Annotated in this window: 11 protein-coding genes and 1 pseudogene; 5 read left to right on the forward strand and 7 right to left on the reverse strand. The window is 63.2% G+C overall.

Going from position 1 to position 13,057, the window contains the following annotated elements:
* Positions 1-14 precede the first annotated feature (14 nt).
* The 3 genes and pseudogenes from ACNFIC_RS08980 to coaBC form a co-directional block, all read right to left on the reverse strand.
* Positions 15-1,388 (reverse strand): annotated as a pseudogene (locus tag ACNFIC_RS08980) (phosphomannomutase/phosphoglucomutase); the annotation flags it as partial.
* 137 nt (positions 1,389-1,525) lie between these two features.
* The gene (gene dut / locus ACNFIC_RS08985) at positions 1,526-1,981 is read right to left on the reverse strand and encodes a dUTP diphosphatase (RefSeq protein ID WP_138220678.1); all 456 of its coding nucleotides are present in this window, start codon (positions 1,979-1,981) and stop codon (positions 1,526-1,528) included.
* Positions 1,982-1,986: 5 nt separating this feature from the next.
* On the reverse strand, positions 1,987-3,198 hold the full coding sequence (gene coaBC, locus ACNFIC_RS08990; RefSeq protein WP_416780832.1) for a bifunctional phosphopantothenoylcysteine decarboxylase/phosphopantothenate--cysteine ligase CoaBC: 1,212 nt from the start codon (positions 3,196-3,198) through the stop codon (positions 1,987-1,989).
* A gap of 126 nt (positions 3,199-3,324) precedes the next feature.
* Here coaBC and radC point away from each other — a divergent pair, with 126 nt between their 5' ends.
* The gene (radC, locus tag ACNFIC_RS08995; RefSeq protein ID WP_138220676.1) at positions 3,325-4,005 is read left to right on the forward strand and encodes a RadC family protein; all 681 of its coding nucleotides are present in this window, start codon (positions 3,325-3,327) and stop codon (positions 4,003-4,005) included.
* 69 nt (positions 4,006-4,074) lie between these two features.
* On the opposite strand, the gene ACNFIC_RS09000 is transcribed toward radC, so the two are convergent.
* Entirely contained in the window at positions 4,075-5,664 is a 1,590-nt protein-coding gene (locus ACNFIC_RS09000; protein WP_138220675.1) for an ABC transporter substrate-binding protein, read from the reverse strand.
* 362 nt (positions 5,665-6,026) lie between these two features.
* Between ACNFIC_RS09000 and rpmB the strand changes: the two genes are divergently transcribed.
* Together rpmB and rpmG are read left to right on the forward strand one after the other, a co-directional pair.
* Positions 6,027-6,263, forward strand: a complete 237-nt coding sequence (gene rpmB, locus ACNFIC_RS09005) for a 50S ribosomal protein L28 (RefSeq protein WP_054894119.1) — start codon at positions 6,027-6,029, stop codon at positions 6,261-6,263.
* An 11-nt stretch (positions 6,264-6,274) separates the two neighbouring features.
* Positions 6,275-6,430, forward strand: a complete 156-nt coding sequence (gene rpmG / locus ACNFIC_RS09010; RefSeq protein WP_003253507.1) for a 50S ribosomal protein L33 — start codon at positions 6,275-6,277, stop codon at positions 6,428-6,430.
* A gap of 112 nt (positions 6,431-6,542) precedes the next feature.
* Here rpmG and ACNFIC_RS09015 read toward each other — a convergent pair whose 3' ends face one another.
* Positions 6,543-6,902: a cupin domain-containing protein gene (locus ACNFIC_RS09015; RefSeq protein WP_138220674.1), complete on the reverse strand. Its 360-nt coding sequence runs from the start codon at positions 6,900-6,902 to the stop codon at positions 6,543-6,545.
* A 196-nt stretch (positions 6,903-7,098) separates the two neighbouring features.
* On the opposite strand from ACNFIC_RS09015, the gene ACNFIC_RS09020 reads away from it, so the two are divergent.
* Positions 7,099-8,592 (forward strand): aldehyde dehydrogenase, encoded by a 1,494-nt coding sequence (locus tag ACNFIC_RS09020; RefSeq protein WP_138220673.1) that lies wholly within the window; start codon positions 7,099-7,101, stop codon positions 8,590-8,592.
* A 126-nt stretch (positions 8,593-8,718) separates the two neighbouring features.
* Positions 8,719-9,858 (forward strand): MFS transporter, encoded by a 1,140-nt coding sequence (locus tag ACNFIC_RS09025; RefSeq protein WP_416780836.1) that lies wholly within the window; start codon positions 8,719-8,721, stop codon positions 9,856-9,858.
* 50 nt (positions 9,859-9,908) lie between these two features.
* Here ACNFIC_RS09025 and ACNFIC_RS09030 read toward each other — a convergent pair whose 3' ends face one another.
* Positions 9,909-11,465 (reverse strand): phospholipase D family protein, encoded by a 1,557-nt coding sequence (locus ACNFIC_RS09030; protein WP_138220671.1) that lies wholly within the window; start codon positions 11,463-11,465, stop codon positions 9,909-9,911.
* A 61-nt stretch (positions 11,466-11,526) separates the two neighbouring features.
* Complete coding sequence (locus ACNFIC_RS09035; RefSeq protein WP_138220670.1) at positions 11,527-12,957, reverse strand: PLP-dependent aminotransferase family protein; 1,431 nt, start codon at positions 12,955-12,957, stop codon at positions 11,527-11,529.
* Positions 12,958-13,057: the final 100 nt, after the last annotated feature.

A 13,057-nucleotide genomic window follows, 5' to 3' on the forward strand; every position in this document is an offset into this window, starting at 1 on the left:
GGAACGGATAGTCGTCAGAACGGCAGTTGCAGGTTGGGTTGGACCTTGAGCAACTGCGTGCGGAATACAGCCTTGATACGGTCGAGTTCTGCCGCGCTGTCGGCCTCGAAACGCAGCACCAGCACCGGCGTGGTGTTGGAGGCGCGGACCAGGCCCCAGCCGTGTGGGTAGTCGACCCGCACACCGTCGATGGTGGTCAGGTTGGCTTCGCCCCAGTCGGCATCGCGTTGCAGAGCATCAATGATGCTGAATTTACCCTCGTCGGTCACATCAATGTTGATTTCCGGCGTGGAAATGTCGTTCGGGAACGCGGCGAACAGGCTTTCGGCGTCCTGGCTGGCCTTGCTGAGGATCTCCAGCAGACGTGCGGCGCTGTAGATACCGTCGTCGAAACCGTACCAGCGTTCCTTGATGAAGATGTGACCGCTCATCTCGCCGGCGAGCAGCGAGCCGGTCTGCTTCATCTTCTTCTTGATCAACGAGTGGCCGGTCTTCCACATTAGGGCACGACCACCGTGCTGTTCGATCAGCGGGGTCAGGCGGCGGGTGCACTTGACGTCGAAGATGATCTCGGCGCCCGGGTTGCGCGACAGCACGTCCTGGGCGAACAGCATCAGCAGGCGGTCAGGGTAGACGATGCTGCCGGTGTTGGTCACCACGCCCACGCGGTCGCCATCGCCGTCGAAGGCCAGACCAATGTCGGCGCCGGTCGCTTTTACCTGGGCGATCAGGTCCGCCAGGTTTTCGGGCTTACCGGGGTCAGGGTGGTGGTTGGGGAAGTTACCGTCGACCTCGCAGAACAGCGGAATCACGTCGCAGCCGAGGGCTTCTATCAGTTGTGGGGCGATTACCCCGGCGGCGCCGTTGCCGCAATCGACCACCACTTTCAGGCGTTTGCTCAGCTTCACGTCACTGACGATCTGCTTGAAGTAGCGATCGAGGATCTCGACCTTTTCCACGCGGCCTTCGCCACGGGTGAGGTCGTTGGTCTTGAGGCGGGTCAGCAGTGCCTGGATTTGCTCGTTGGCCAGGGTGTCGCCGGCAATGACGATCTTGAAGCCGTTGTAGTCCGACGGGTTATGGCTGCCAGTGAGCATTACCCCCGACTTGCCGGCCAATACGTTGGCGGCATAGTACAGCGCAGGAGTCGGCACCAGGCCGACGTCGCTGACCTGGCAACCGGCGTCGGCCAGCCCCTTGATCAGTTGCTCGACCAGCATCGGGCCGGACAGCCGGCCATCGCGGCCAACCGAAATCTGTGGCTCGCCTTGGGCGAGCGTTTGCGCGCCGATGGCGCGGCCAATCCAGTAGGCGGTCTCGGCGTGCAGGGTCTTGCCCACCACGCCACGGATGTCGTAGGCGCGGAAGATGCTGTCGGGCAGTGCGGGGACCAGTTGGGCCATGTCGTTCATCTCTGGGGACTCCAAGTATTCAAAGGCTTCTGGGCAGGCACAAACTGAACGCTTGGACGGTGGAATGCCCCGAGAGTTCGCCGTCCATGGCGGCAACGGTCGATGCAGGGGGCTCAGCGGGTGCCGGAGTGGCCGAAGCCGCCTGCGCCGCGCTGGGTTTCGTCGAACTGCTCGACGATGTCGAAATGCGCCTGCACCACCGGCACCAGGATCAGCTGCGCGATGCGCTCGCCAACGCTGATGGTGAACGGGGTATCGCCACGGTTCCAGCACGACACCATGAGTTCGCCCTGGTAGTCCGAGTCGATCAGGCCGACCAGGTTGCCCAGCACGATGCCGTGCTTATGGCCCAGGCCCGAGCGCGGCAAAATCATCGCCGCCAGGCCTGGATCGCCAATATAGACGGACAGACCGGTGGGGATCAGCAAGGTCTGGCCGGGCTCGAGGACGGTGTCCTGCTTGAGCAGCGCGCGCAGGTCCAGGCCGGCGGAGCCGGGGGTGGCGTACTGCGGCAAGGGGAATTCAGTGCCCAGGCGTGGGTCGAGGATCTTGGCTTGAAGAGCGTGCATGTAACTTATTGAACCTGATTGAGTCGTTCGGCGATGAAGGCAACCAGCTGGCGGGCGATCTTGCCCTTGCTGGTCTGCGCGAAGAGAGTCTGGTGTTGCTGACGGTCGATCACGGTGAGGGCATTTTCCTCGCTGTTGAAGCCGATGCTGGGGTTGGCCACATCATTGGCGACGATCAGGTCGAGGTTCTTGTCCTTGAGCTTGCGTGTGGCGTAGTCGAGCAGGTGCTCGGTTTCGGCGGCGAAACCTACGCTGAACGGGCGATCGGCCCGGCCGGCAATGGTCGCAAGGATATCGGGATTGCGCACCATCTGCAGCAGCATGCCGTCACCGGTGGTGGGATCTTTCTTGAGTTTTTGTGGGGCGACGACTTCCGGGCGGTAGTCCGCGACAGCGGCCGAGGCGATGAACAGGTCGCAGGGCATGGCGGCTTCGCAGGCTGCGAGCATGTCCCGTGCGCTTACCACGTCGATACGGCTGACCCGGTCGGGGGTTGGCAGGTGCACCGGGCCTGTGACCAGGGTTACCCGAGCCCCGGCTTCGGCGGCCGCTTCGGCCAGGGCGAAGCCCATCCTCCCTGAACTATGGTTGGTGATGTAGCGCACCGGGTCGATGTTTTCTTGCGTCGGGCCGGCGGTGATCAGGACGTGCTTGCCGGTCAGCGCCTCGCGTTTGAAGCTCTCGGCGGCGCACCAGGCAAGGTCGGTGGCTTCGAGCATGCGGCCCAGGCCCACGTCGCCACAGGCCTGGCTGCCCGAGGCAGGGCCGAATACCTGGATGCCACGACGCTTGAGCAGGTCGAGGTTGTCTTGGGTTGCCGGGTCGCGCCACATGGCCTGGTTCATGGCCGGTGCTACGGCGACGGTGGCGTCGGTGGCCAGTACCAGGGTGGTCAGCAAATCGTCGGCCATGCCTTGGGCCAGGCGCGCCATCAGGTCGGCAGTGGCTGGGGCGATGAGCACCAGGTCGGCCCATTTGGCCAGTTCGATATGGCCCATGGCTGCTTCGGCGGCGGGGTCGAGCAGGTCCATGTGGACCGGATGGCCGGACAGCGCCTGCAGCGTGAGCGGCGTGATGAACTCGGCGCCACCACGGGTCATGACCACGCGCACTTGTGCGCCGTGTTCCAGGAGTCGGCGAATCAGTTCGGCGCTCTTGTAGGCGGCAATGCCACCTCCGACGCCGAGAACGATGCGCTTGCGATACAGCCGCTGCATAGGCTTGCCTTTATCCAGTGAAAGCGGGCGGCGACGACCATGGCCTGCGGCAGATCGTCGCATTTTCGAAGCGAACTAGATTAACACAGCGGTCAAATACGCCGCAGTACCACGCAAGGAGTGGGGATGAACATCAGGGAGTGGCCGCGCGAAGAGCGGCCGAGGGAAAAGTTGCTGGCGCGTGGGGCGGGCAGCCTGACCGACGCCGAACTGCTGGCCGTGTTTCTTGGTTCAGGGATCAAAGGCCGTGGTGTGTTGGACTTGGCTCGCGGGCTGTTGCTGAAATTCGGCGGTTTGCGCCAGGTGCTGGAGGCTGACCGGCAGGCGTTCGTTGGCGAGTTGGGACTGGGTCCGGTTCGCTACAGCCAGGTGCAAGCGCTGCTGGAGATCGGCCGCAGGCACCTGGCGATGTCCATCGAGCGCGAGTCGGCCATGGACAGCCCCCATACGGTGCGGCGTTACCTGAAATCCATGTTGCGCCATGAGGCGAGCGAAGTGTTCGGCTGTCTGTTTCTGGATTCCAAGCACCGGCCGTTGGCGTTCGAAATCCTGTTTCGCGGCACGATCGACCGGGCGAGCATCTACCCGCGCGAAGTGGTCCGGCGGGCCTTGCTGCACAACGCGGCGGCGCTGATCCTGTGCCACAACCATCCGTCAGGCCATTGTGAGCCGAGCCAGGACGACGTGCACCTGACGCAGGTGCTCAAGCGCTCGCTGGCGCTGATCGACGTGCGAGTGGTGGATCACGTCATCGTGGGTGATGGTGAGCCTTTGTCGATGGTCGAGCATGGGTGGCTGGCAGGGTAGAACTTCATGGCCTGTGCCGCCCCCTTCGCGGGCTTGCCCGCGAAAAGGCCGGTCCTGCGGTCTACCGACTCAACGGCCCACCGACACCTTGCTCAGATCCAGCCGCCCGAACGGGCTCACGTGATAGCCCTGGACATCCTCGCGCAGCAGCGTCGCGGCAGTCGGGTGCGCCAAAGGCAACCACAGTGCTTGTTGCTGGATCAGCGTCTGCGCCTGCTGGTACAGGCGGCTGCGCACGCTTTGGTCGTTGGTGGTGCGCCCGGCGTTGATCAGTTGATCCAGGCGACTGTCGCAAAAACGCGCGAAGTTGGTGCCCGAAGTCACCGCCGCGCAGGAAAACTGCGGGCTGAGGAAGTTGTCCGGGTCGCCGTTGTCGCCGGCCCAGCCCATGAACAGCAGGTCGTGCTCGCCGGCTTTGGCGCGGCGGATCAGCTCACCCCATTCCAGGGTACGGATTTCGGCCTTGATGCCGATCTTCGCGAGGTCGGCCTGGAGCATCTGCGCCCCCAGGGCCGGGTTGGGGTTGAGCAGGCTGCCCGATGGGCGGGTCCAGATCGTGGTCTGGAAGCCTTCTCCCAGACCGGCCTTGGTCAGTAGCGCCTTGGCTTTGTGCTGGTCCATCGGGTAGCCCGGCAGGTCCTTGGCGTAACTCCAGGTGTTGGGTGGGTAGGGACCGTTGGCGGCAGTCGCGGTATCTTCGAACACGGCCTTCAGGTAGGCCTGCTTGTCGAAGGCCAGATTGATCGCCTGGCGCACCTCGGGCTTGTCCAGCGGCGGGTGCTGGCTGTTGATGGCAACGAACGCGGTCATGAACGCGGGCGCGCTCGCCACCTTGAGGTTACCGTCCTTGCCGGCTTCGGCCACGTCCAGTGGCTTGGGCGACAGCGCCACCTGGCACTCGCCGCGCTTGAGTTTCTGCAAGCGCACGTTGGCGTCGGTGGTGATGGCGAAAATCAACGGATCGACCGAAGGCTTACCGGCGAAATACTCCGGGTTGGCGCGATAGCGCACCACCGCGTCCTTCTGGAAACGCTGGAACACGAACGGACCGGTGCCCACCGGCTGGCTGTTGAGCTTCTCTGGGGTGCCGGCCTTGAGCAGCTTGTCGGCATACTCGGCGGAATAGATCGAGGCGAAGCCCATGCTCAAGGTGGCCAGGAAGGTGGCGTCTGGGTGGGTCAAAGTAAAGCGCACGGTGTACGGCGTGGGTGCGTCGATCGACTTGATCAGGCTGCCCAGTTGCAGCGACTGGGCATGCGGATAACCGCCGGGTGCCGTCTTGTGCCAAGCGTGCGCGGGGTAGAGCATGCGCTGGAAGCTGAACAGCACGTCGTCGGCGTTCAGTTCGCGACTGGGCTTGAAGTAAGGCGTGGTGTGGAACTTCACGTCCTTGCGCAGTTGGAAGTCATAGATCAGTCCGTCGGGCGACACGCTCCAACGCTCGGCCAGGCTGGGCACCACCTTGCCTTGCTCTGCGTCGAACTCCACCAGACGGTTCATCAGCACGTCGGCCGAGGCGTTGGTGGTGGTCAGCGAATTGTACTGGACCACGTCGAAGCCTTCAGGGCTGGCTTCGGTGCAAACCGACAGCGGCGCGGCCTGGGCCAGGCCCGCAGCGCAGAGCGTGGAGAACAATAAAGAAAAGGCGGCAGCACGCATGGTGGCTCCTTGGCTGGTCAATGGCACCCTCTGCCGGTGCAGTCTGGAAATTTCCTACCCTAGTGCGGGTAAGGGCAAATGACCACACCCTTTCGCATTAATTCGGCGACGGGCGGTCGACAGTTCGGCAAGCGAGTCGTTATGCTGCCCCGACGCGCCTGGCCCGACCTGAAGACACATCTTCTGTTGTTGTGCCGGAGTCTTTCTGGTATAAAGCAGCGCTCTTTTCTAGGGGCTCGGCCTGTCGCGAAAGCGGATCCGGTCGATAAGACCCTCGGAAACACGGCGCCTGGCGCCATAGACTGAGAGATTAAGCGGCCAACCCATGCCGGGTTGGGCATGTGGTTTTAGAGGGCTGAGGCATGTCGAGAGTCTGTCAAGTTACTGGTAAGGGTCCAGTAACCGGGAACAACATTTCCCACGCAAACAACAAAACCCGTCGTCGTTTCCTGCCAAACCTGCAGCACCACCGTTTCTGGGTTGAATCCGAGAATCGTTTCGTGCGTCTGCGCGTTTCCGCCAAAGGCATGCGTATCATTGACAAGCGCGGCATCGATGCCGTTCTGGTCGACATCCGCAAAGCTGGCGCCAAGGTTTAAGGGAGAGCATCATGCGTGAATTGATCCGTCTGGTTTCGAGTGCCGGTACCGGCCACTTCTACACCACCGACAAGAACAAGCGCACCACTCCGGACAAGATCGAGATCAAGAAATACGATCCGGTCGTCCGCAAGCACGTGGTGTACAAGGAAGCCAAGATCAAGTAATTGGTCGGCAACCTGAAAAAAACCCGCTTCCTCACGGAAGCGGGTTTTTTTTTACCTGCCAACAGGGATTGGATCAGCTGAAGTGCAGGCCCAGGTGCCGGGAGCTACATAGTTACTTCTGCTCGAACAACACGTAGATCTTGCGGCACGACTCCAGCACCTCCCAGGTGCCCTTGAAGCCCGCCGGGATGACGAAGCGGTCACCGGCGCGCAGGGTCTTGGCATGACCGTCCTGGTCACGCAGTACCGAGACGCCCTGAACGATTTCGCAGTATTCGTGTTCGGTGTAGTTCACCGTCCACTGACCCACTTCGCCTTCCCATACGCCTGCGGCGAACTGTCCGCAGGGGCTGGCGTAATGGTTGTAGACAGCCTGGTCCGGCTCACCTTTGAGGATTTTTTCGGCCGCAGGACGGTAGCGTTCGGCTTCGGTCAGAACCTGGGCGAAGTCGACGATGCTGGCGATGCTCATGGTGGATTTCCTGTTGTTGTTTAATAAAATGCACATCAGTAGGCTTTTAGGCCTTTTGTGTCAAATATATTGATAGTTTCACCGCCCTGGTTTAGGGTGTCGTGTGCCGGTGTACGTTCATCACCCGGCCAGAATTCCTGACAGCGCCCGTGAGTCCTCAGTGCGGTGCTGCACCTTAACAACAGAGGAGTTTCCGATGACCACCCTGACGCGTGCGGACTGGGAACAGCGTGCCCAGCAACTGAAGATCGAAGGCCGTGCCTTCATCAACGGCGAATACACCGATGCCGCATCCGGTGCAACCTTCGACTGCCTGAGCCCGGTGGACGGACGCTTCCTGGCCAAGGTTGCCAGCTGTGACCTGGCCGACGCCAACCGTGCGGTGGAAAATGCCCGTGCGGTGTTCGATTCCGGTGTTTGGTCGCGCCTGGCCCCGGCCAAGCGCAAGGCTACCCTGATTCGCTTTGCCGACCTGTTGCGCAAGCACGTCGAAGAGCTGGCCCTCCTGGAAACCCTGGACATGGGCAAGCCAATCGGCGACTCGTCGAGCATCGACGTGCCGGGTGCTGCCAACGCCATCCACTGGACTGCCGAAGCCATCGACAAGGTCTACGACGAAGTCGCCCCGACTCCGCACGACCAGCTCGGCCTGGTAACCCGCGAGCCGGTAGGCGTGGTGGGTGCCATCGTGCCGTGGAACTTCCCGTTGCTGATGGCCTGTTGGAAGCTCGGCCCGGCCCTGGCCACCGGTAACTCCGTCGTGCTCAAACCGTCGGAAAAGTCGCCGCTGACCGCCATCCGTATCGCTCAACTGGCTGTCGAAGCCGGGCTGCCGAAAGGCGTGCTGAACGTGCTGCCGGGCTACGGCCATACCGTGGGCAAGGCCTTGGCCCTGCACATGGACGTCGACACCCTGGTGTTCACCGGCTCGACCAAGATCGCCAAGCAACTGATGGTCTACGCCGGTGAGTCGAACATGAAGCGTGTCTGGCTGGAGGCTGGCGGCAAGAGCCCGAACATCGTCTTCGCCGACGCCCCGGACCTGCAGGCCGCAGCCGAAGCCGCTGCCAGTGCCATCGCCTTCAACCAGGGGGAGGTCTGCACCGCAGGTTCGCGCCTGCTGGTGGAGCGTTCGATCAAGGATACCTTCCTGCCCATGGTGGTCGAGGCCCTGAAGGCCTGGAAGCCGGGCAACCCACTGGACCCGGCCACCAGCGTCGGCGCCTTGGTGGATACCCAGCAGATGAACACCGTGCTGTCGTACATCGACGCCGGCCATCAGGACGGCGCCAAGTTGTTGGCCGGTGGCAAGCGCATTCTTGAGGAGACCGGTGGCACCTACGTCGAGCCGACCATCTTCGACGGCGTAACCAACGCCATGAAGATCGCCCAGGAAGAAATCTTTGGGCCGGTGCTGTCGGTGATCACTTTCGACACCGCCGAAGAAGCCGTGGCGATTGCCAACGACACCCCTTACGGCCTGGCTGCCGGGATCTGGACTGCGGATATTTCCAAGGCCCACCAGACAGCCCGTGCCGTGCGTGCCGGCAGCGTCTGGGTCAACCAGTACGATGGCGGCGACATGACCGCACCGTTCGGTGGCTTCAAACAGTCGGGCAACGGCCGGGACAAGTCGCTACATGCGCTGGAGAAGTACACCGAGCTGAAGGCGACCTGGATCAAGCTGTAATCCACTCGGTCTAGTTCGCGGGCAAGCCCGCTCTCACAGGATTGCGCAAAGTCTCAAGCTTGCGCTGAACCTGTGGGAGCGGGCTTGCCCGCGAATGGGCCAAAACAGTTTTTCCAGGAGGCATGTATGCGCTGGGGAACCTACTTTGCCGTACTGGCCTCGGTGCTCAGTGTCGGGCTTGCGCTCGGTGTGAGCATGCCGTTGGTGTCCTTGCGCCTGGAAGGCTGGGGCTACGGCGGGTTCGCCATCGGCGTGATGGCCGCGATGCCGGCGATTGGCGTACTGATCGGTGCCAGCCTGGCCAGCCGCCTGGCCGGCTGGGTCGGGGTGCCCATGGCCATGCGCCTGTGCCTGTGGGGTGGGGCGGTGTCGATCGGGTTGGTCGCGCTGCTGCCCAGCTATCCCCTGTGGTTGGCGTTGCGCCTGTTGATCGGCATGTCGCTGACCGTCGTGTTCATCCTCGGCGAAAGCTGGATCAACCAGCTGGTGGTCGAGCACTGGCGCGGTCGGCTGGTCGCCCTGTATGGCAGCAGTTACGCCCTCAGCCAATTGGCCGGACCGCTGGTGCTGGGCGTGCTGGGCTCGGACGATGATTTCGGTTTCTGGGCCGCCACCGGCTTGCTGCTGGTGGCGCCGCTGATTCTGTTGGGGCGGGGCGGGGCACCGACCACCGAGGCCTGCAGCGTGACCTTCGCTGATCTGTTCGGCTTCTGTCGGCGCCTGCCGGTGATCGCCTGGGCTATTGCCTTGTTCGCGGCCTTCGAGGCGATGATCCTCACCCTGCTTCCGGTGTATTGCCTGCAACAAGGTTTCACCACGGAGCTTGCGCTGTTCATGGTCAGCACCGTGGTGGTGGGCGATGCGGTACTGCAATTGCCGATTGGTGCGCTGGCCGACCGTCTGTCGCGACGTGCGTTGTTCAGTGGCTGTGCACTGACCCTGCTGGTGTCCAGCCTGGCGATTCCGCTGTTGCTGCACACCTGGGTGATCTGGCCACTGTGGGTGTTGTTCGGGGCCAGTGCGGGCGGCTTGTTTACCTTGTCGCTGGTGTTGATCGGCGAGCGCTATCGCGACGATGCGCTGGTGCGCGCCAATGCCCATGTGGCGCAGCTGTGGGGCATCGGTTGCCTGCTTGGGCCATTGCTGGCCGGGGCCGGTAGCCAGTGGATCAGCGGGCATGCGTTGCCATTGCTGATGGCGGCGGGGGCGGCCGGTTTGGTGTTGCTGACCCGGCGCAAGGGGGCGTTCGACCCGGCCGCTACGTGAGTCATGGCGAGCGCAGCATGACCGCTCAAGTGATGCAGGTGCGGGGCGCGCTACAACATTTTTTCCAGCCCCACCGCCTTGCTGATCCAGGCATTGAAGCGCCGCCACAGCCCGCCAGGCTCTGTCAGCAGCATGTGCCGTTGACCGTTGTCTTCGGTGACCCACACCATTTTTCCGTCCACCAGCTGCGGCTGGTAGCTCAGCGCTGGCGCCATGCCCTGCAAGGCCAGTTCGCGGGTGTATTCGGCCAGCTCCGGGCTGTCCACCAATACCCCGACTTCGGTATTCCACAGCACTGAACGCGGGTCGAAGTTGAACGAGCCGATGAACGTCTTGTGTCGGTCGAACACCATCGCCTTGCTGTGCAGGCTCGAATCGGAGCTGCCGTGGAAGGTTAGGCCACGTCGGCTGATGCGATCACCCGGCTGGCGTCGCAGTTCATACAGCTGCACGCCATGCTCCAGCAGGGCACGCCGGTAGGGCGCATAGCCCCCATGCACGGCGGGTACATCGGTAGCCTCCAGCGAGTTGGTCAGCAGCTTGACCGAAGTGCCCGAGTCGGCGCGGCTGGTGAGGTAGAGCAAGCCAGGTTGGCCCGGCACGAAGTACGCCGAGACCAGGATCAGTTCGCGGTGCACGCCGTTGAGTTCCGGTGCCAACTGATGGCTCATCAGCAACTGCGGGTCGGGCTCGTTGTCGGCCAGTACCTTGCTCGGCGCGTCCCAGAGCGCCTGGCTGTGAGCCCAGATCAGCTCGTTGCGCCACACATCCAGACGCGGTTGGGTCTGGTAGGCCATCAACCGGTCGTACAGCGCCTTGCGCTCGATGCGCGCCTTGGCCAGCCAGGTTTCCAGACGCTGGCGGCTGGCGTGCAGGTCGGCGGCGTCCGGCTGACGCCACAGGAAGTCGCTGATCGGGCGGCTCAGGGCGCTGTTCCAGTATTGGTCGAAGCTATGTCCCAACTGCTCGGCTACCGGGCCCACGCCAAGCAGGTCAATGTCGGTGAAGTTCAGGTTGGGCTCGGCGTCGAAGTACTCGTCGCCCAGGTTGCGACCGCCGACGATGGCCATGCTGTTGTCCACTAGGAACAACTTGTTGTGCATGCGTCGGTGCTGGCGTGACAGGTTGAACAGCCTGCCAGCGGCACGCGTGAAACCGGTGCTGCGGCCCAGGTGCAGCGGGTTGAACACACGGATCTGGATGTTCGGGTGAGCGGCCAAGGTGCCGATCAGTGTGTCCAGGCCATCGCTGGCGGTATCGTCCAGCAGCACCCGTACGCGCACGCCACGGTCGGCGGCGCGCAGCAGTTCGTGGACCAGCGCGCGGGTGCTGAGGCCGTCGTGGACGATGTAGTACTGCACGTCGATGCTGGCCTGGGCGTTGCGAATCAGTTCGGCACGCGCCCGGAACGCCTCGTTGCTGTTGGGTAGCAGACGAAAGCCCGAGCGACCCTCGTAGGGCGCGGCCTGGCGCAATACCGAGCGGCCAAAGGCCGACTCGCCTGCCGGCAGGGCCTGGCTGACGTCACGGGGCGTACCGACGCTGGCGCAGCCCGACAGGCCGAACAACAGCGCCAGCAGCACAGGCAGAGCGCGCTGGAGTCTCAAGGGTGGGGCATCCTGTGCAACAAGGGACTTATGGGGTTGGACCGTCGCAGGCGGGGCAAAGTTACCCGTCGGTGTGTTCGGCATCCAGTAGACGAAGTGCGGTTTCCCCCACCTTGCGCACGGCAGCCTCGATCTGCGGGGTGGACCGCGCGGCGAAGTTCATGCGCAGACAATTACGGTACTTGCCTGAGGCGGAAAAGATACTGCCGACAGCAATCTGTACACCCTGCTCCAGTAAAGCCCGGTTCAGGCGCAGCGTGTCGAAACTTTCCGGCAATTCCACCCACAGCATGAAGCCGCCCTGGGGCCGGCTGGCGCGCGTGCCGGGCGGAAAGTAGCGGGTTACCCAGTCGCTCATCTGGTCGCGGCTGCGCTGATATTGGCTGCGCATGCGCCGCAGGTGGGGCTGGTAGTGGCCGTCGGCGATGAAGTCGGCAATCGCCAGTTGCGGCTGGCAGGCCGTGCTGCCGGTACTGATGTACTTCATGTGCAGCACCCGCTCCAGATAGCGCCCCGGCGCGACCCAGCCGATCCGCAGGCCCGGTGCGAGGGTCTTGGAGAACGAACTGCACAGCAGCACGCGGCCATCGTCGTCGAATGACTTGACGGTGCGCGGGCGCGGGTAGGTGTAGGCCAGGTCGCCGTACACGTCGTCCTCCAGAATCGCCACGTCGTAGCGTTGGGCGAGGGTCAGCAGGGCCTTCTTGCGGGCCTCGGGCATGATGTAGCCGAGTGGGTTGTTGCAGTTGGGGGTGATCTGGATGAGCTTGATCGGCCACTGCTCCAGGGCCAACTCCAGGGCTTCCAGGCTGATACCGGTGATGGGGTCGGTGGGAATCTCCAACGCTTTCATGCCCAGGCCCTTGAGCGTCTGCATGGCGCCGTGGAAGCTCGGCGAGTCCACCGCGACGATATCGCCGGGGCCGCACACCGCGCGGATGCTGCACGACAATGCCTCGTGGCAGCCGGTGGTCACCACCAGATCAGCCGGCCCCAGGCGGCAGCCGGAGTCGAGCATCAGCCGGGCAATCTGTTCGCGCAACTGTGCGTTGCCGTGGATGTTGTCGTAATACAGGCCAGGCATGTCCATGCGTCGGCTGATCTGCGCCAGGCTGCGCAGCAGCGGCTTGAGGGTCGGGCTGTCGACATCGGGCATGCCTCGACCGAGTTGGATCACGTCAGGGCGCGGTGTACTGCGCACAAGCTCCAGCACTTGCTCCCACTGGGAGATATCCACAGGCCGCTGGGCCGGGCGGCTGATATCCGGCAGCGCCGGAAGGTGGCGGTCTTCGGCGACGAAATACCCGGATTTGGGGCGCGGCGAGACCAGGCCGTTGTCTTCCAGCAGACGATAAGCCTGCTGCACGGTACTCAGGCTGACGCCGTGTTCCACGCTCAAGGCGCGCACTGATGGCAGGCGCTGGCCGGGTCGATACAGGCCCTGCTCGATGCGCGAGCCGAGCAGTTCTGCCAGGTTGAGGTAAAGCGTCACGGCATACTCCGGCTTTTTTTGGGGGATGGACCAATACAGATCGTAGGAAAATACTCCATTCAGCCGTGGTATCGCCAATTCTGTATGAGAATAATAAACG

The organism is Pseudomonas sp. NY15463 (assembly GCF_048068415.1).
Taxonomy (GTDB): Bacteria; Pseudomonadota; Gammaproteobacteria; order Pseudomonadales; family Pseudomonadaceae; genus Aquipseudomonas; species Aquipseudomonas mosselii_C.

Excerpts from the sequence above, each read along its gene's own strand:
- ACNFIC_RS09000 (WP_138220675.1), bottom strand. The coding sequence starts at position 5,664 with ATGCGTGCTGCCGCCTTTTCTTTATTGTTCTCCACGCTCTGCGCTGCG.
- ACNFIC_RS09015 (WP_138220674.1), bottom strand. The coding sequence starts at position 6,902 with ATGAGCATCGCCAGCATCGTCGACTTCGCCCAGGTTCTGACCGAAGCC.
- radC (WP_138220676.1), top strand. The coding sequence starts at position 3,325 with ATGAACATCAGGGAGTGGCCGCGCGAAGAGCGGCCGAGGGAAAAGTTG.
- rpmB (WP_054894119.1), top strand. The coding sequence starts at position 6,027 with ATGTCGAGAGTCTGTCAAGTTACTGGTAAGGGTCCAGTAACCGGGAAC.
- ACNFIC_RS09020 (WP_138220673.1), top strand. The coding sequence starts at position 7,099 with ATGACCACCCTGACGCGTGCGGACTGGGAACAGCGTGCCCAGCAACTG.
- dut (WP_138220678.1), bottom strand. The coding sequence starts at position 1,981 with ATGCACGCTCTTCAAGCCAAGATCCTCGACCCACGCCTGGGCACTGAA.
- coaBC (WP_416780832.1), bottom strand. The coding sequence starts at position 3,198 with ATGCAGCGGCTGTATCGCAAGCGCATCGTTCTCGGCGTCGGAGGTGGC.
- ACNFIC_RS09025 (WP_416780836.1), top strand. The coding sequence starts at position 8,719 with ATGCGCTGGGGAACCTACTTTGCCGTACTGGCCTCGGTGCTCAGTGTC.
- rpmG (WP_003253507.1), top strand. The coding sequence starts at position 6,275 with ATGCGTGAATTGATCCGTCTGGTTTCGAGTGCCGGTACCGGCCACTTC.